Source organism: Paenarthrobacter sp. 22069, assembly GCF_052046035.1.
In the GTDB taxonomy this organism is placed as follows: Bacteria; Actinomycetota; Actinomycetes; order Actinomycetales; family Micrococcaceae; genus Arthrobacter.
Genome location: NZ_JBQEQF010000017.1, coordinates 26,620 through 42,928 on the forward strand (window position 1 = coordinate 26,620; position 16,309 = coordinate 42,928).

The 16,309-nt window shown below is 66.4% G+C and carries 13 protein-coding genes; 8 read left to right on the forward strand and 5 right to left on the reverse strand.

What is annotated here, in order from left to right:
- Together ACTJK0_RS14690 and ACTJK0_RS14695 are read right to left on the reverse strand one after the other, a co-directional pair.
- A partial coding sequence (locus tag ACTJK0_RS14690) for an Ig-like domain-containing protein (RefSeq protein ID WP_440745669.1) occupies nt 1-1,695 on the reverse strand: 1,695 nt, incomplete at its 3' end.
- A gap of 553 nt (nt 1,696-2,248) precedes the next feature.
- Nucleotides 2,249-3,835: a PucR family transcriptional regulator gene (locus ACTJK0_RS14695; protein ID WP_440745670.1), complete on the reverse strand. Its 1,587-nt coding sequence runs from the start codon at nt 3,833-3,835 to the stop codon at nt 2,249-2,251.
- Nucleotides 3,836-3,941: 106 nt separating this feature from the next.
- Between ACTJK0_RS14695 and ACTJK0_RS14700 the strand changes: the two genes are divergently transcribed.
- The 3 genes from ACTJK0_RS14700 to ACTJK0_RS14710 all read left to right on the forward strand — a co-directional run bounded on the left by ACTJK0_RS14700 (nt 3,942) and on the right by ACTJK0_RS14710 (nt 7,868).
- Nucleotides 3,942-5,492: a purine-cytosine permease family protein gene (locus tag ACTJK0_RS14700; protein WP_440745671.1), complete on the forward strand. Its 1,551-nt coding sequence runs from the start codon at nt 3,942-3,944 to the stop codon at nt 5,490-5,492.
- Between the two features lie 62 nt (nt 5,493-5,554).
- On the forward strand, nt 5,555-6,502 hold the full coding sequence (locus tag ACTJK0_RS14705) for a polysaccharide deacetylase family protein (RefSeq protein WP_440745672.1): 948 nt from the start codon (nt 5,555-5,557) through the stop codon (nt 6,500-6,502).
- A 130-nt stretch (nt 6,503-6,632) separates the two neighbouring features.
- Entirely contained in the window at nt 6,633-7,868 is a 1,236-nt protein-coding gene (locus tag ACTJK0_RS14710; protein WP_440745673.1) for an amidohydrolase, read from the forward strand.
- On the opposite strand, the gene ACTJK0_RS14715 is transcribed toward ACTJK0_RS14710, so the two are convergent.
- Nucleotides 7,865-8,701 (reverse strand): helix-turn-helix transcriptional regulator, encoded by an 837-nt coding sequence (locus ACTJK0_RS14715; RefSeq protein ID WP_440745674.1) that lies wholly within the window; start codon nt 8,699-8,701, stop codon nt 7,865-7,867. The two genes, ACTJK0_RS14710 and ACTJK0_RS14715, sit on opposite strands and share 4 nt — an antisense overlap.
- A gap of 85 nt (nt 8,702-8,786) precedes the next feature.
- On the opposite strand from ACTJK0_RS14715, the gene ilvD reads away from it, so the two are divergent.
- From ilvD to ACTJK0_RS14740, 5 genes are all read left to right on the forward strand, one after another.
- The gene (ilvD, locus tag ACTJK0_RS14720) at nt 8,787-10,646 is read left to right on the forward strand and encodes a dihydroxy-acid dehydratase (RefSeq protein ID WP_440745675.1); all 1,860 of its coding nucleotides are present in this window, start codon (nt 8,787-8,789) and stop codon (nt 10,644-10,646) included.
- A gap of 108 nt (nt 10,647-10,754) precedes the next feature.
- Nucleotides 10,755-11,573: an oxygenase MpaB family protein gene (locus ACTJK0_RS14725; RefSeq protein ID WP_440745676.1), complete on the forward strand. Its 819-nt coding sequence runs from the start codon at nt 10,755-10,757 to the stop codon at nt 11,571-11,573.
- Nucleotides 11,566-12,480: a DUF817 domain-containing protein gene (locus ACTJK0_RS14730; protein WP_440745677.1), complete on the forward strand. Its 915-nt coding sequence runs from the start codon at nt 11,566-11,568 to the stop codon at nt 12,478-12,480. The genes ACTJK0_RS14725 and ACTJK0_RS14730 overlap by 8 nt, the downstream gene beginning before the upstream one ends.
- A 97-nt stretch (nt 12,481-12,577) precedes the next feature.
- A complete protein-coding gene (locus tag ACTJK0_RS14735; RefSeq protein ID WP_440745678.1) occupies nt 12,578-13,804 on the forward strand; it encodes an MFS transporter in 1,227 nt (408 codons plus the stop codon).
- Between the two features lie 37 nt (nt 13,805-13,841).
- Nucleotides 13,842-14,237, forward strand: a complete 396-nt coding sequence (locus tag ACTJK0_RS14740; RefSeq protein WP_110541794.1) for a (R)-mandelonitrile lyase — start codon at nt 13,842-13,844, stop codon at nt 14,235-14,237.
- A 55-nt stretch (nt 14,238-14,292) separates the two neighbouring features.
- Here the strand turns inward: ACTJK0_RS14740 and ACTJK0_RS14745 are convergent, their stop codons facing one another.
- Nucleotides 14,293-14,715 (reverse strand): universal stress protein, encoded by a 423-nt coding sequence (locus tag ACTJK0_RS14745; protein ID WP_440745679.1) that lies wholly within the window; start codon nt 14,713-14,715, stop codon nt 14,293-14,295.
- 210 nt (nt 14,716-14,925) lie between these two features.
- The gene (locus ACTJK0_RS14750; protein ID WP_440745680.1) at nt 14,926-16,284 is read right to left on the reverse strand and encodes an LLM class flavin-dependent oxidoreductase; all 1,359 of its coding nucleotides are present in this window, start codon (nt 16,282-16,284) and stop codon (nt 14,926-14,928) included.
- Nucleotides 16,285-16,309 lie beyond the last annotated feature (25 nt).

Genomic DNA, 16,309 nt, shown 5'->3' on the forward strand with positions numbered 1-16,309 from the left:
GAGGCTCCGGATTGCGCCTATGGAGATGTGCGCCCCGGTGGCGGGTGACCAGATGATGGCGCCGCCCTGGTAGTTCTGGAAGACGCCGCCGTCTTTGAGGCCGCCCACTTCGTCCGTGACCGGGTAGCCGAGGCTGCCGTTTTCGAACCCGGTGGCTGCCCAGAGGCTCCGGATCGGCCCCGCTGAGACATGTGCCCCTGAAGCCGGCGAGTAGAGGATGCATCCGCGCTCAAAGCACTGGTACCCGCCGTTGTCCCTCAGCCCGTAGACCTCCGGAGTGGTTGCCGCTCCCAGTGCGCCGTTCAGTGAAGCCGCCTTCACGGCAATCGGAGTTTGCGAGGTCGCGGTGCCGGCTGTGGTGAAGGTCCAGGTCTTGTCCGCGGCCAGGGCGTTACCGGCAACATCCTTCACGCCGCTGCTGCCGCCCTTGAGGGTCGCCGTGTACGTCGTCCCGGCAGCAAGGTCTGCGCCGGGGTCCAGTGTTGCAACCTTTCCGGTGGCCCCGTACGTCACAGTGCCTGTCACGGCCACCGTCCCGCCGGTGAGCGTGACCGTGCCGGACGTGATCGTGGAGGGGTCCATGGCCTCCGAGAAGGTTCCTGTCACGTTTGCCGTCACTGAAACTCCGGTGGCGCCTGCGGCCGGGGAGGTGGCGGTCACTGTCGGGGCGGTAGCGTCAGAGCTTCCACCGCCGCCGGTGGGGTCGTAGTAGTGCCAGTACTGCTTGGTGGCGTTGACATCCGCAAGCACCAACAGGCCGCTGTTCGCTGTGCCCCCCGCGGCACTGTTGACGTTCTGCTTCGTGGAGGTCACGTTGTGTACAAACTGGTCGGCGTCGACAATGCGTGCCGTCTTGGTGGTGGTGAAGTTGATGTTGTCCAGCGGTGTGGACTTCTCGTAGATCGCCCCGCCGGAGGTGGTGCAGACACCGGCGTCCGTTGTGCCCGATGGCTTTGGATAGGTGGCGAAGGTACGCAGCCTTTGGGTGCTCTCGTCAATCATGACGATCACCCGGTTGGGACACTCGGCAACGGTTGCGATCGTGTGCGCCGACCAACTGGTGCCGCTGAGAGCCAGCAACTCGATCAGAGGCTGGGATGCCGAGATGTACGAGGTCTTGATGGCCGCAAACACCCGGCCGCCTGAGGAATCCAGCCACTTCAGGTTCATATGGTCATCACTGCTGCGCTGCCCGGACACTGCCGCCACGGGGGTACTCCATGTGGTGGCCGACGCGCCATCGACGTGGTAGCTCCAGTACATGCCGTCGGTGGAGTCGCCCATCTGTCGGCTCCACATCACGCCGATCTTCCCGTCGAAGGCAATCACGGCCGAGGTATCGTCCACGGAAACGTTGCTCATTGCTCCCGGAAGCTGGAATGGGGTGCCCCAGGTCTTGCCGTCAGTGGCGGTGACGTTCACGTAGATCCTGTTGTCCTGCTGCCAGCTGGACCAGATTCTGCCCGTGGAGTCCTTGTCGATGGTCAGGACTTCAATTTTTGAGTTATTGATTTGGCTGGAACCCAGCAGCGTGTACTTCTTCGCACTGGAGTCGTAGCTGTAGCGGCGCATTGTCGTGGGGAAACCAGGCTCGGCGGGCAGGCCGTCATCAACGAACTTGTAGCTCGCGACATACAGCGTCTTTCCGTCCCACAAAACATCATGATGGGTGTTGGGACGCGAATCTGTTGCCACTCCCGTATCCGCCCAGGAACTCGTCCCCGCATTGAACTTAAAGATATGGAAATTCGACGATGTGGAATTCCACAGATTTCCCCACCAGGAGCCGTCGTTAAACCACAAAGAACTTGTGGCCCGCTTGGTACCCGTGGGAGTCTCCGTGCCCGCATGAAACGGACCTGCAACACCAACATCGCCGGTGGCAGCCGACGCCGGAATAGGCGCCACGAGTGCCGCCAGTACAACCAGCAATGCCGTCACGAGTCCAGGGAGGCGCAAGTCCGGCCATTGGCGCGGACGGGGACCGGGCGGGCCTTCAACCCGCGATGGGAAAGGTAAGGAAAACCCGGCGCTATTGGCACGCCTGCGCCGGTGGAAAAACGGAATATTGATCAATTTGGCTCCCGGAGTTAAATACCACCGCTGAATCCCAGTTCGATCAGTGTTGGTGCTCAAGGCATTCAAAAACAATCCCGGGCTGCCCCTAATTGTTGCCCCTATGCCTCAGCTTAAATTCATGGGAATTCACCGATTGCCGGAACGGCAATTTGCCACAGCGGCCTACCGGTCAGGGCAGGCCGGCCATCCGGGCCGCGAGGTGCAGTGCCGCCAGCCTTCCCGTGCCCCGCGGATCGCCCCCGCAGAGCTCGAAAATCCGCTGCAGCCGGTGGTGCATGGACTGCCGCTCCAGGTGCAGTTCGCGGGCGGACTGCGCTGTGTTGCAGCCGGAGTCCAGCCACACCTGCAGGGTCTCCAGCAGCTGGGACTGCCGCTGGGCATCGTGCTCCAGGACTGCCCGGAGCTGCCGGTTGACGAATGCCTCCCGCGCCGTGGCGTCCAGGCAGGTCAGGGAGAGGCTTTCCACGGCGGCGTCCTCCGCGTCCACCACCACCAGGCCGCGGGCCGGGAACCGCCGGCGCGCCGACGCGTTCCGGCGGCGGATCTGGCGCACCTCCAGTGCACGCCGTGCCTCCGCGAGCGACCAGGCAGCCTCGGCCACGCCGCCCGCCAGGGGTCCCACGGCGATCACGGCATCGTGGTCACCCTCCAGGCTCCGGAGCGACTCCACCAGCTGGCGCCGTTCGCTGGGCGTATCGGTGCAGGGCAGCCCGATCATGACCACCAGCTCGGCGTCGTCCAGGTAGGCGGCGCAGGGAATGCGGCGCGTGCTCAGGAAGGTTTCGACGGCGCCCCGCAGCTCCTGCGGGGACGCTGCATGGATTGCCGCCACCACTGCCGGGGAATCGGTGGGAAAACCGGCCCCCGGAGCCAATTGCTCAAGGCGCCACTCCGGGGATGAGTTCAGTACCGCGCGCATCAGTTCCGCGCCGGCCAGGGCGTGCAGGCCCGGCGGGGTGTGCTGCAGCAGCGCAAGCCCCAGGATGTCCTCAGCCCGTTCCCCGGCCACCTGTGCCAGCGCTACGTCCGCAGCGTCCGGCACCCGCACCTCGAGCCGGCCCATGAGGACTCCACGCACAGGGATGTCCACATTCAGCACCGTTTCCCCGCCCGCCCTGCCAAAGGTGCCGTCCCCGCCCGGCTCAGGGCCGTCGTCGTCCGCTGCCGGGTTATCCCTGACGGCCCAGCTCTCCGGAACCGCGCTGCCCATCGTGACTCCCCAGGGGGACGTGAGCCTGACCGCGGACCTGGTGATGCCGGCCAGCACTCCCAGGATCTTGTCGAGCGAGGCCCCGTGGGCCAGCTCGGCCGCCATGGCGCGGGTGGCCGCGTCGGCCTGCTGCAGGTGGCCCACGGACTCGCTGACCAGCATGGAGTTAATGGCCTGCATGACGCCCACAAACGGAACCACCTTGCGCAGCTCCACAAGTGGAAGGCCGAATTCCTCTGCCGTGCGGAGCATGTCTTCAGGAATCCCGGGCAGGGCGCCGCCGGTCTCGACAGCCAGCGCGGCAATGCCTTTCTGGGCCAGTTCGCGCACGTAGTCTTCACGCCTCGCGGGCGTGGCGGTGGCAAGGGTGATGCCGCCGCAGAGCAACAGTTCCCCGCCGCGAAGCAGGGGAGCGATGTCCAGGACCTCGCTGGAGTGCACCCAGCGGACGGGCTGCGAATCCGCCGCTACGCCCCGCGGGTGGACCAGGGGGTCGGCGGCGGCGAGGGCGGGGTGGGCGAGTATTTCGCCAAGAAACACTGACACGACGATCCGTAACGTAATAGGGGAATCTGTTCGACAGATTGTATCTTGTTGGTTGTGATGAGGGCCACATAGCCTTTTGGTACTTATTCACCTCACGGAGGCCCCCATGCAAGAAAAGCTTTCAACAGCCACGCACGGCCAATCTGGCCAGGCGGCGCAGGACCACAGCGTTGTGGACCACGAAGCCTGGCTGCAGCCCATCCCCGAATCAGCAAGAACACGCAAGGTATCCGGCCAGTTCTGGATCTGGGCGGGCGCCAACTTGGCTCCCATCAACTGGGTGCTGGGGGCACTCGGTATCCAGCTGGGACTTGGACTGGCGGACACCATCACCGTCCTGGTGCTGGGCAACCTGATCGGCATGCTGCTCTTTGGCTGCTTCGTCCTTCTGGGCCAAAAGACCGGAGCTACCGGCATGGTCCTGGCCCGGGCAGCGTTCGGCCGCCGCGGCAACTACCTGCCGGCCGCCATCCAGGCGCTCCTGGTGATCGGTTGGTGCGCGGTAAACACCTGGATCATCCTGGACCTGGTGATGGCACTCTTCGGAACCCTTGGCTGGGTGGACCCGGATGCCCCCAACTACGCCTCGAAGATCGGCGTCGCCACCTTCATCATGGCCCTCCAGGTAGCCATCGCCTGGTTCGGCTACAAGGCCATTGCGGCCTTTGAGAAATGGACGGTACCGCCCACCATCCTCATCCTGGCTGTCATGTCTGCCGTCGCCTGGTTCGGCATGGACATCGACTGGGGCTACGCCGGACCCGCAGGCGCCATCCTCGAGGGCTCGGAGCGGATCGCCGCCATGAGCGCCGTCATGACCGCCATCGGCATTGGCTGGGGCATCACCTGGTTCACCTACGCCGCGGACTACTCGCGGTTCGTCAGCACCAGCGTCCCCAAGAAGAAGGTCTACCTCGCTTCAGTGCTGGGCCAGTTCATCCCCGTAGTGTGGCTCGGCGTCCTGGGCGCCAGCCTTGCCACCAACAGCGGAGAAATCGATCCCGGCAAGCTGATCGTGCTCAACTTCGGCGCCATGGCCCTGCCGGTGCTGCTGATGGTGCTCCACGGACCCATCGCCACCAACATCCTGAACATCTACACCTTCTCGGTGGCCACCCAAGCCCTGGACATCTCCATCAGCCGCCGCAAGCTCAACCTGTTCGTCGGTGTCTTCTCCCTCGCCGCCGTCGTCTTCTTCATCTTCCAGGAGGACTTCGCCGCGGTCCTCGACGCCTGGCTGATCGGCCTGGTGGCCTGGGTGGCTGCCTGGGGCGGGATCATGCTGGTGCACTACTTCTGGCTGGACAAGCGGTGGCCCGGCGAGCCGGAGCGCCTGTTCGACGCCGTGGGAACCAAGCGGCTGCCCGGCGTCAACTGGGCAGGGGTCATCTCCCTCGTGGCCGGCATCTTCGCCACCTGGCTGTTCATGTACGGCCTGATCCCCGTCATGCAGGGCCCCATCGCGGTGGCCCTGGGCGGTTGGGACCTGTCCTGGCTGGCCGGCGGCCTCACCAGCGCCGCGGTCTACGCCATCCTCGGCCCGCGGTACCACGTCCGCTACCTCGCCCTGGAGCGCAGCGCAGCGCAGCAAGCAGACGCCGCTGCCGGTGAAGAGGCCACATCCGCTGACAGCGCGCCGGCCCTTCCCGCCCTCTAACCGGCACAACTCCTCTTCTCCAAGACCAGGCGGGCGCACTGCGCCCGCCGAAAGGACTTCCCGTGAACCAGCCCGCCATCGCGGACCCGCTGCACCCCATCGTTTGGCCCGACGGCGCCAAAGCAGCCGCCTCCTTCACCTTCGACATGGACGCCGAATCCTGCACCATCGCCCACGATCCCACCAGCACCCGGCGCATGTCGCTGATGACCCACCAGTCCTACGGCCCCAAAGTCGCAGTCCCGAGGCTCCTCGGGATCCTGGCCCGCCAGGACATCCGGGCCACGTTCTTCATCCCCGGTTTCACCGCGGAGTCCTACCCGGATGTGGTGCGGCAGATCGTTGACGGCGGCCACGAGGTGGCACACCACGGCTACCTCCACGAACCCATGCAGGGCATCGACGCCGCCACCGAAGCCAGCTACATCGACCGCGGCCTGGATGCGCTGGCCAAGGTGGCAGGTGTCCGCCCGGTGGGCTACCGGGCGCCGTGGTGGGAGCTGAACTGGCACTCGCCCGGCCTGCTGGCGGACCGCGGCTTCCTCTATGATTCCAGCCTGCTCGACGGCGACGCCCCCTACCGCTTCGCCGTCGCCGCGGATGATCCCCGGGACATCGTGGAGATTCCCGTGGACTGGACCCTTGATGACTGGGAGCAGTACGCGTTCTACCCCGGCGTGACGGGCAGCGGAGTGATCGAAAGCCCTGCCAAGGTCCTCGAGATGTGGAGGCTGGAGGCCGAGGCACACCACTCCCAAGGCAGCTGCTTTGTCCTGACCAACCACCCCTTCATCTCCGGGCGGCCGTCCAAGGCCGTGGCGCTGGAACAGCTCATCGAGCGCGTAAAGGCGATGGATGGCATGTGGGTCACCACCATGGAGCAGATCGCCCGGCACACCAAGGCCACGGTTTCCGAGGTCCACACCCACGCGCGGATTGAGGTGCCGGTATTCCCGGGCGCGGGTGCCCGGTTCGAGCCGGCCGTGGTGCGGCAGGAGGTGCCGGCCTAGCGTCCAGGACACGGCGGCCGGTGGGGGGAACTCCCGCCACCGGCCGCTTTCCTGTGCCCATGGACACCGTGGTTGGGCGTGCTTAAGGTGGCGGAGGGAGCCGGTGCAACCGGCCGGGAGGAGCGCTCGCATGGACCTCATGGACAGCCTGAAGGACGGCATCGGCCAGGAGCTGGACTGGCAGATTCCGCTGTACGAGCAGTTCCATCGGCATCCGGAGCTCGGCCTGGCCGAACACGAAACGTCCGCAGCGGCAGCGGACAACCTGGCCGGCTGGGGTTTCGACGTGCGGCACTTTGGCGGTACCGGCGTCGTAGGCGTCCTTGCCAATGGTGCCGGTCCCTGCGTCCTTGCCAGGGCTGACATGGACGCCCTCCCCGTCACCGAGGCAACGGGGGCTTCCTACGCCTCAGCCGTGCCCGGCGTGATGCACGCCTGCGGCCACGACATGCACGTGGTGGCGTTGCTTGGCGCAGCTAAGTACCTGGCCGGGAACCGTGAGGGCTGGTCCGGCACATACATTGCCCTCTTCCAACCGGCGGAGGAGACAGCGGCAGGCTCTCAGGCAATGCTCGACGACGGCCTGGCCGCCGGCATCCCGAGGCCGGACGTTGCACTGGCCCAGCACGTCATGCCCACCCAGGCGGGGACGATTGGCACCACACCAGGGCCCATCCTGTCGGCCGGTGATTCCATCCGGGTCACCGTGCATGGCCGCGGCGCCCACGGGTCCATGCCGCACAAGGCTGTGGACCCGGTGGTGCTCGCGGCCTCCATTGTCCTGCGCCTGCAGACTGTGGTGTCACGGGAAACAAACCCGGGGGAGTTCGCGGTCCTGACCGTTGGCGCGGTCAATGCCGGCGCAACAGCCAACATCATCCCTGACCGGGCGGAACTGCTGCTCAACCTCCGCACCTACAGCATGGCGACCCGCAGCCAGATGATCGCCGCCATCGAACGGATCGTGCGGGGCGAGTGCGCTGCCGCGGGCTCTCCGCAGGATCCGGAGTTCGAGTACTACGACCAGTACCCGCTCACCAGCAACGACCCCGAGGCCAACGCCCGGGTCACGACGGCGTTCACCAGGACCTTCGGTGCCGACGCCGTTTACCGCACTGCCCCGCAGACGGCCTCCGAGGACTTCAGCCGCATCCCCGATTCCTTTGGAATCCCCTACGTCTACTGGATCGTCGGCTCCGTGCCCCGGGACACCTACCGGCGTGCGGTGGCGGCGGGGACCGTGGACACCGACATTCCGGCCAACCACTCGCCGTTCTTCCTGCCGGCCGTGGATTCCACCCTGGGCATGGCCACCCGGGCCCAGGCTGCCGCTGCGCTCGCTTTCCTTGGTCCGGCAGCCGGCTAGCCTGCCTTGGACAGCAGGGACTGCATTTGCGCCCCGGCGTTGCTGCCCGGGGCCGGTGTGTAGACCACGATATGCAGGTCCGGCCGGTCTGACGGGGACACTTGGTGGTGTTCCAGTTGGAGGACGCCCACTGCCGGGTGGTGGAAGAGCCGCTCGCGGGACTCGAAGCCCAGGATGTCGTACAGATCCCAGCCCTGTTTGAACTCGGGGCTGGCTTCCTTGAGCCGCTCGACCTGGTACTGGATGTCCGGGTCGCCCAGCCGCTGCCCGGTTTCGGCCCGGAACTCGGCAAGGAAGCGTTTGCTGGTGGTTTCCCAGTCGGGCAGCAGGTCCCGGACGTAGGGGTCCGTGAAGACCAGCCAGAGCAGGTTCCGGTCTGCCGCCGGCACGTTGGCGATGTTGGGATACAGCGCGGCGTAGGCCTTGTTCCAGCCGGCTACGCCCCAGTCCGGAAAGAGTGCGAAGGACGGGTTGGGGTCCAGCGCATCCAGGAGGCGCTGGATGTGGGGAGGAGCAGTATCGGCGGCCGGTCCGGCCGGTGCAACCGATGCGTATCCGCCCAGCGACAGCACATACGCCAGGCCGGTGCTTGATAGGTGCAGCGCGCGGCTGATGGCTTCTAAGACCTGCCGGGACGGACTGATGTCCCGGCCCTGCTCCAGCCAGGTGTACCAGGTGACGCTGACGCCGGAAAGGAACGCCACCTCCTCGCGGCGGAGCCCCCGCTCCCGCGTGCGTCCCACCGGCGGCAGGCCGTAATCGCCCCGCAGTGCCTGGTCGCGCCGCGCCCGCAGGAACAGGCCGAGTTCTTTTCGGCGGCCGGGATCACTCACGCACAAATACTATTACTCTGGTACTCCCACTACTAGTAGCAGCGCTGTCTTCCGTCCGCGTCGCCCAGGCAAGAGGATGGTAAGCATGCCTGCACTCCGCTCTAAAACAGTCACCCATGGCCGCAACATGGCCGGCGCCCGCGCACTGCTGCGCGCCTCCGGCGTCGCCAACTCTGACATCGGCAAGCCGATCATCGCGGTCGCCAACTCCTTTACCGAATTCGTCCCGGGCCACACGCACCTTGCCCCGGTGGGCCGGATCGTCTCCGACGCGATCCTCGCCGCCGGCGCTGTACCGCGCGAGTTCAACACCATCGCCGTGGACGACGGCATCGCCATGGGCCACTCCGGCATGCTCTACTCGCTGCCGTCCCGCGACCTGATCGCCGACTCCGTGGAGTACATGGTCAACGCGCACTGCGCCGACGCCCTGGTCTGCATCTCGAACTGCGACAAGATCACCCCCGGCATGCTCATGGCCGCACTGCGCCTGAACATCCCCGTGGTCTTCGTCTCCGGCGGCCCCATGGAGGCCGGGCGCGTGACCCTGACCGACGGCTCCGTGCGCTCCCTGGACCTGGTGAACGCGATCGCCGACGCCGTGGACGAGTCCATCTCCGATGCCGACATCAACCTCATCGAAGAGAACGCCTGCCCCACCTGCGGGTCCTGCTCCGGCATGTTCACCGCCAACTCCATGAACTGCCTCACCGAGGCCATCGGCCTGTCGCTGCCGGGCAACGGTTCCGTGCTGGCCACCCACACCGCACGCAAGGCACTGTACGAAAAGGCCGGCGCCACCGTCGTCGAGCTGGTGAAGCGCTATTACGACGGCGACGACGACTCCGTGCTGCCGCGCTCCATCGCCACCGCCAAGGCCTTCGACAACGCCATGGCCCTGGACATCTCCATGGGCGGCTCCACCAACACCATCCTGCACCTGCTCGCCGCGGCCCAGGAGGCGGGCGTGGACTACGGCCTGGCCGAGATGGATGCCAAGTCCCGCCAGGTACCCTGCCTGGCCAAGGTGGCCCCCAACGTGGCCAAGGACAAGACCTACTACATGGAGGACGTCCACCGCGCCGGCGGCATCCCCGCCCTGCTGGGCGAGCTGAACCGCGGCGGCCTGCTGCACAAGGACGTCCACTCCGTGCACTCCAATGACCTGGACGGCTGGCTGGATGACTGGGACATCCGCGGCGGCAAGGCCACTGAGGAAGCAAAGGCCCTGTGGCACGCAGCCCCCGGCGGCGTCCGGTCCTCCACCGCGTTCTCCCAGTCGCACGAGTGGACCTCGCTGGACACGGATGCGGCGGAAGGCTGCATCCGCTCCGTGGAGCACGCCTATTCCAAGGACGGCGGGCTGGCCGTGCTGCGCGGCAACGTGGCCGTCGACGGCGCCGTGGTGAAGACCGCCGGCGTGGACGAATCCATCTGGACCTTCTCCGGCCCGGCCGTGGTGTGCGAGTCTCAGGACGAAGCCGTGGAGAAGATCCTGAACAAGCAGGTCAAGGAGGGCGACGTAGTGGTTATCCGCTACGAGGGCCCCAAGGGCGGGCCGGGCATGCAGGAAATGCTTTACCCGACGTCGTTCCTCAAGGGCCGCGGCCTGGGCAAGAAGTGCGCCCTCATCACTGACGGCCGCTTCTCCGGCGGCACCTCCGGCCTGTCCATCGGCCACATCTCCCCGGAAGCTGCCTCCGGCGGCGCCATCGCCCTGGTGGAGGACGGCGACATCATCAGCATCGACATCAGCCAGCGGTCCATGCAGCTGGAGGTATCCGACGAGATCCTTGCCGAACGGCGGGAAAAGCTGGAGGTTAACGGCGGCTACAAGCCCAAGGACCGGGACCGCCAAGTATCCGCTGCACTGCGCGCATACGCCGCCATGGCCACCTCTGCGGACAAGGGCGCAGTCCGGGACGTGTCGCTCCTGGAGCGTTAACCCTGCCTCCCGGGCGGGGGAGGGACAGGTCCATGGCCCTCCTCCGCCCCATGTCAACGGGCCAAAGGTCCGCTCCTTTCGGTCCGCTGGTGACGGTACCCTGTTTCCATGGTGCAGGACATCTCCGATTACCGGGCGGAAGGCATCCTGCTTGCGGGGGCAGGGCGTGCCATTTTGCTGCAGCTTGCCAATCCCGCCATTGGCCGGGGCGTAGCCGACCACAGCACTTTCACGGAGCGCCCCGTCAACAGGCTCAAGGGCACCCTGACCTATGTGTACGCCGTCGTCTACGGAAACGAGGCGCAGGTCAATGAGGTCCGCCGCAGGGTCAACCGGGCGCACGTGCCGGTGCACCGACCCGGAGACAAGACATCTGCCGGTTACAGCGCCTTCGATCCGGAACTGCAGCTCTGGGTGGTGGCCACTCTTTACGACACCGCACTCACCATTATCGAGAAAATTTACGGTCCACTGGACGACGCCGCCGCCGACGCCATGTACCAGGACTATGCGCGGATCGGCACCGCCCTGCAGCTGCCGGCGGGCATGTGGCCGAAGGACCGGGCAGCGTTTGACGGCTACTGGGCGGAGCACCTCAAGGGGCTCCGCGCGGAGTACCCCGGAGTCCGCGTCGGACGGGGGCTGCTGTTTCCCAAACACACGGCGCTTTGGTACCGCGCCATCATCCCACCCGCGAGGTTCCTGACTGCCGGGCTGCTTCCAGAGCCCCTGCGCAAGGATTTTGGCCTCCCGTGGAGCGACCGGCACGAGCGCCGCTTCGACCGCACGTTCCGCATCCTTGCCGTCACCTACCCCAGGCTGCCACAGGGCATCAGGTACTGGTTCAAGGATTACTGCCTGCGGGAACTCGACAGGGACCTGAAGCGGAACGGCCAGCCAGGCACGCGTCAGGGGATCAGTGCGTAATTCGACACCAGTGGAGCAACGGATCGATGAACGCGCGCACCGCTTCCTGGCCACGGCGCCGGCCAGCGGGGCCAAGGCAAGGCTCACCGAGTTCGTCGTGTTTGGCCTCAAGCAGGGATGGGCCTGCATTTTCGGTGCAGCCCTGCTGGCCGTGCTTCTGGCGGCCAGGCTCTGGTACCCCGGCAACGCCGGCCTGGCGCGCAACGACTTCCTGACGGTTGCCGCCGTCGCCATCCAAATCATGATGGTGGCGTTCAAGCTGGAAACCCTGCGGGAACTGAGGGTCATTGTCCTGTTCCACGTAGTGGGAACCGTGATGGAACTGTTCAAAACGGACATGGGTTCCTGGTCGTATGAGGCGGAAGGCGTGCTGCGCGTCGGCGCCGTGCCGCTCTTCAGCGGCTTCATGTACGCCGCCGTGGGCTCGTACATGGTGCGCGTCTACCGGCTGTTCGACCTGAAGTTCGCCGCCTACCCGCGCCGCTGGATCACGGCTGTCCTTGCCGGCGCGATCTACGCCAACTTCTTCACCCACCACTACATCTGGGACCTGCGCTGGGTGCTGCTGGCCGCCGTCGTAATTGTCTACGGCCGGTGCGTGATGCACTTCCGCGTGTTCCGCCGCCGCTTCCGGATGCCCCTGGTGGCCTCTTTCCTGCTGGTGGCGCTGTTCATCTGGCTCGCCGAAAATATTGCCACCTGGTCCGGTGCCTGGCTCTACCCCAGCCAGGTGGCGGGCTGGCACCCGGTGGGCTTGGAGAAACTGGTGGCATGGTTCCTGCTGATGATCATTTCCGTGGTGCTGGTGGCGTGGGTCTATAAGCCACAGCCGCCGAAAGCAGGGGGGAAAGAGGGCCGGCACCTGCAGGAGGACCAGCCCGCAGCGTTGAAGCAAGGGACCGCATAAAGGTTCCGGGTAAAGGGGGCTGCGTAAAGGGGGTCTGGCAAAACCCGTTACAACAGGGCCCTCGCTAGGGCTGGAGGCGAACGGTTGAATGGAAGCCATGGCCCCCGAAACCCCTCTCATCCACACCAGCCGGCAACAGAAAACCAGCACTCCTGAACGGCACCCGGCCCACTGGGGCGGCGTCTTCGCGATGTCCCTTTGCGTCTTCGCGCTGATCGCCTCAGAGTTCATGCCCGTCAGCCTGCTCACTCCGATGGCCGCGGAACTCCAGGTGTCAGAGGGGATGATTGGGCAGGGAATCGCCATCTCCGGCGTCTTCGCCGTCCTGACCAGCCTGTCAGTTTCCACCCTGGCCGGCAGCATGAACCGCAAATCACTCCTGTTGGGCCTGACGGCACTGATGGCGGTTTCGGGAGCATTGGTGGCGACGGCACCCGGATACCTGCTGTTCATGGCGGGCCGTGCGCTCATCGGCGTGGTCATCGGCGGTTTCTGGTCCATGTCGGCAGCCACTGCCATGCGGCTGGTGCCGGCGCACCAGGTGCCCAGGGCCCTCGCGATCTTCAATGGCGGCAATGCCCTCGCCACAGTCCTGGCTGCACCGCTGGGAAGCTACCTTGGCTCCGTCATCGGTTGGCGCGGCGCGTTCTTTTGCCTGGTGCCCATAGCGGTGCTTGCCCTGGCCTGGCAGTGGATCAGCCTGCCGTCGATGACGGTTGAGAAGCGCACGTCCGGCAACGTCTTCGGGATTTTCGCCGGGCTCAGGAGCCGGCCCGTCGCGTTGGGCATGGCCGCCTGCGGCTCCTTCTTCATGGGCCAGTTTGTGCTGTTCACCTACATCCGCCCGTTCCTGGAGACCGTGACCCGCGTGGACGTTGCCACAGTGTCCCTTGTCCTGCTGGTGATCGGCGTGGCGGGCTTTGTGGGAACGCTGCTGATTGGCCGCTTCCTTGGAAAGGGCCTCTACCGCACGCTGGCCACCATTCCGGTGCTGATGGCGGTCATCGCCGCGGCGCTCGTTCCCGCGGGCAGCTGGATTGCCGCCGTCGTGGTTCTGCTCGGCCTGTGGGGCCTGATGTCCACCGCCGCACCCGTCGGCTGGTGGAGTTGGCTGGCGGAGGCAATGCCCCACGATGCCGAAGCCGGCGGCGGCCTGATGGTCGCCGTGGTCCAGACATCCATTGCCATCGGGTCAACGCTCGGCGGCGTCCTGTTCGATTCTTCGGGCTACCAGGCCACGTTCCTGGCCGCAGCTGCCATCCTTTGCATCGCCGCTGCCCTGTCAGTCCTGGCATCCCGGGCCACACCCCGGCAGGCCACGTAGCCCCACCGACCACTTACCGATCCCCGAGGAGGAGATTATGAAATACACCAGGAGCGGCGGCCAGACAGCAGCCGGACCGCAGGAATGGTTCACCGGAACGGTGCAGATTGACGGCATTCGGAACCCGGACGGGCAGTCAGCGGTCGGATGCGCGCACGTCCGGTTCGCCCCCGGCGCCCGCACCGCATGGCACCACCACCCCAAGGGCCAGACCCTGTACGTGACCGACGGGATCGGGCTGGTGGCGCGCCGTGGTGGGGAAGTCCAGGAGATCCGCCCCGGCGACGTCGTCTACATCGAACCCGGTGAAGAGCACTGGCATGGTGCCACCCCGGACCGGTACATGGCGCACGTGGCCATGCAGGAAGCGGACGCGGACGGCCAGGTGGTCACCTGGCTGGACCACGTAACCGACGAAGAGTACCGGGCCTGACCTGCCGGAAAAAGGGAAGAGCGGACGANTCCGCTCTTCCCTTTGCGGGGCCTGGTCAGTCGTCGTAGGTGTTCGCGATGTAGACATCGCACGGCGCGTTGTGCGCCACGCTGTTGGCGACGCTTCCCAGCAGCCGGCCGATCCCGCGCATCCTGCGGTTGCCCACCACGATCAGCCGGGCATCCATTCGGATGGCTTCCTTGATCAGGGAATCGGCGGGCTTGCCGCGGGCAGCGAAATGGGTAACCTGCACGCCCGGCCGGGACTTGGCCAGGTCCCCCGCCACGATCTCCGAGCTGTCCGCGTTGGAGATCCTGACCTTGTCCGAGCCCACGCCAAAGGTTTCGGCCGTTTCGGTTTCAAAGGCCGTCACCACATGGAGCGAGGCCCCCAGCGACTCCGCCAGGCCCAGGGCCACTTCCGCAGCCTTCCGTGCCGACGGGCTGGCGTCCACACCTACTACAACTACTCCGCTCATTGTTTTGCTCCTTCGTTATTCCCGGCATACAACGTCCACTGGTCAGTCTAAGGACTACCCGCCTGGAGCCCGCCTAACCGTAGACTCTGAAGGCGGGACCGGGACACGGCGGTTTGATGGGGGAACATGGGTGGCTGGCAGGCCGACGGCGCGCGGATGCTGAGCCGCCCGGGCCGCCGTCGAACCATCCCTGACAACGGCCGCTGCCGGTCATGCCGATGCGGCGTCCAGCTGCCTGCTGTACCGGCTTTCTGGCCGCGCCAGCCCGTAGTGGTCGCGCAGCGTCCGGCCCGTGTACTCCGTGCGGAACAGGCCGCGGGACTGCAGGATGGGCACCACCTGGTCCACGAACGCCTCCAGCCCGGAGGGAAGCACCGGCGGCATGATGTTGAAGCCGTCCGCCGCGCCGCCGTCGAACCACTCCTGGATGGCGTCCGCCACCTGCCCAGGCGTGCCGGCGAAGGTCCGGTGCCCGCGGCCGCCGCCCAGCCGCCCGATCAGCTGCCTCACAGTCAGCTGCTCCCGCCGGGCCAGCTGCACGATCAGGGTGTAACGGCTCTTGGCGCCCTCAATCTCATCCTCGCTGGGCAGGTTCTCCGGCAGCTGCCGGTCCAGCGGCAGGTCTTCGGGATCCACCCGCAGGGTTTTGGCCAGCTGGATCCGGGCGTACTCGGGCTTGATCAGACGGTCCAGTTCGCGTTCCAGCTCCAGCGCCTCATCCTCGGTAGGGCCGATGACCGGCACGATGCCCGGCAGGATCTTTATGGCCTGCGGGTCCCGCCCGGCAGCAGCGGTGCGCCCCTTGAGGTCGCGGTAGAACTCCTGCGCGTCGGCCAGGGTCTGGTGGGCGGTGAAGACGGCGTCGGCGTAACGCGCCGCGAGGTCCTTGCCGTCCTCCGATGAGCCCGCCTGGACGATCAGCGGGTGGCCCTGCGGCGACCGGGGCACGTTGAGCGGGCCGCGCACCTTGAAGTGCCTGCCCTCATGGTCAATGGTCCGGATCTTGTCCGCGTCAGCCCAGATGCCGGCTGTTTTGTCGGCGAGGACGGCGTCGTCCTGCCAGCTGTCCCACAGCTTCTGCGCCACCTCAATGAACTCGGCGGCGCGCCCGTACCGGACGGCATGGGCGGGTTGGTCGTCCACCCCGAAATTGCGGGCGGCGTCCGGGCCGGCGGTGGTCACCACATTCCAGCCTGCGCGCCCGCCGCTGGCCCAGTCCACCGACGCGAAGCGGCGGGCCAGGTTGAAGGGTTCGTTGTAGGTGGTGGACGCGGTGGCGATCAGGCCAATGCGCTCGGTGGCAGCTGCGATGGCGGTGAGCAATATGGTGGGTTCCAGCTTGCCGGCAGGCCGTCGGCCCACTTCGCCGAACAGGACGGGGGAGTCGGCGAAAAAGATTGAGTCCAGTTTGCCGCGCTCGGCGGTGCGGGCAAGCTGCTGGTAGTGCTCCACCTTGTTGCCGGCGTGCGGGTCGCTTTCCGGCAGCCGCCAGGAGGCTTCATGGTGGCCTGTGCTCATGAGGAAGGCGTTGAGGTGGAGTTGGCGGCGGGACGGTTTGTGGGCGGTCATGGATGGCTCCTTGAGGGGTGTGGGG

Coding starts and splice junctions, on each gene's coding strand:
- ACTJK0_RS14700 (WP_440745671.1), top strand. CDS start 3,942: ATGCAAGAAAAGCTTTCAACAGCCACGCACGGCCAATCTGGCCAGGCG.
- ACTJK0_RS14710 (WP_440745673.1), top strand. CDS start 6,633: ATGGACCTCATGGACAGCCTGAAGGACGGCATCGGCCAGGAGCTGGAC.
- ilvD (WP_440745675.1), top strand. CDS start 8,787: ATGCCTGCACTCCGCTCTAAAACAGTCACCCATGGCCGCAACATGGCC.
- ACTJK0_RS14725 (WP_440745676.1), top strand. CDS start 10,755: ATGGTGCAGGACATCTCCGATTACCGGGCGGAAGGCATCCTGCTTGCG.
- ACTJK0_RS14735 (WP_440745678.1), top strand. CDS start 12,578: ATGGCCCCCGAAACCCCTCTCATCCACACCAGCCGGCAACAGAAAACC.
- ACTJK0_RS14740 (WP_110541794.1), top strand. CDS start 13,842: ATGAAATACACCAGGAGCGGCGGCCAGACAGCAGCCGGACCGCAGGAA.
- ACTJK0_RS14745 (WP_440745679.1), bottom strand. CDS start 14,715: ATGAGCGGAGTAGTTGTAGTAGGTGTGGACGCCAGCCCGTCGGCACGG.
- ACTJK0_RS14750 (WP_440745680.1), bottom strand. CDS start 16,284: ATGACCGCCCACAAACCGTCCCGCCGCCAACTCCACCTCAACGCCTTC.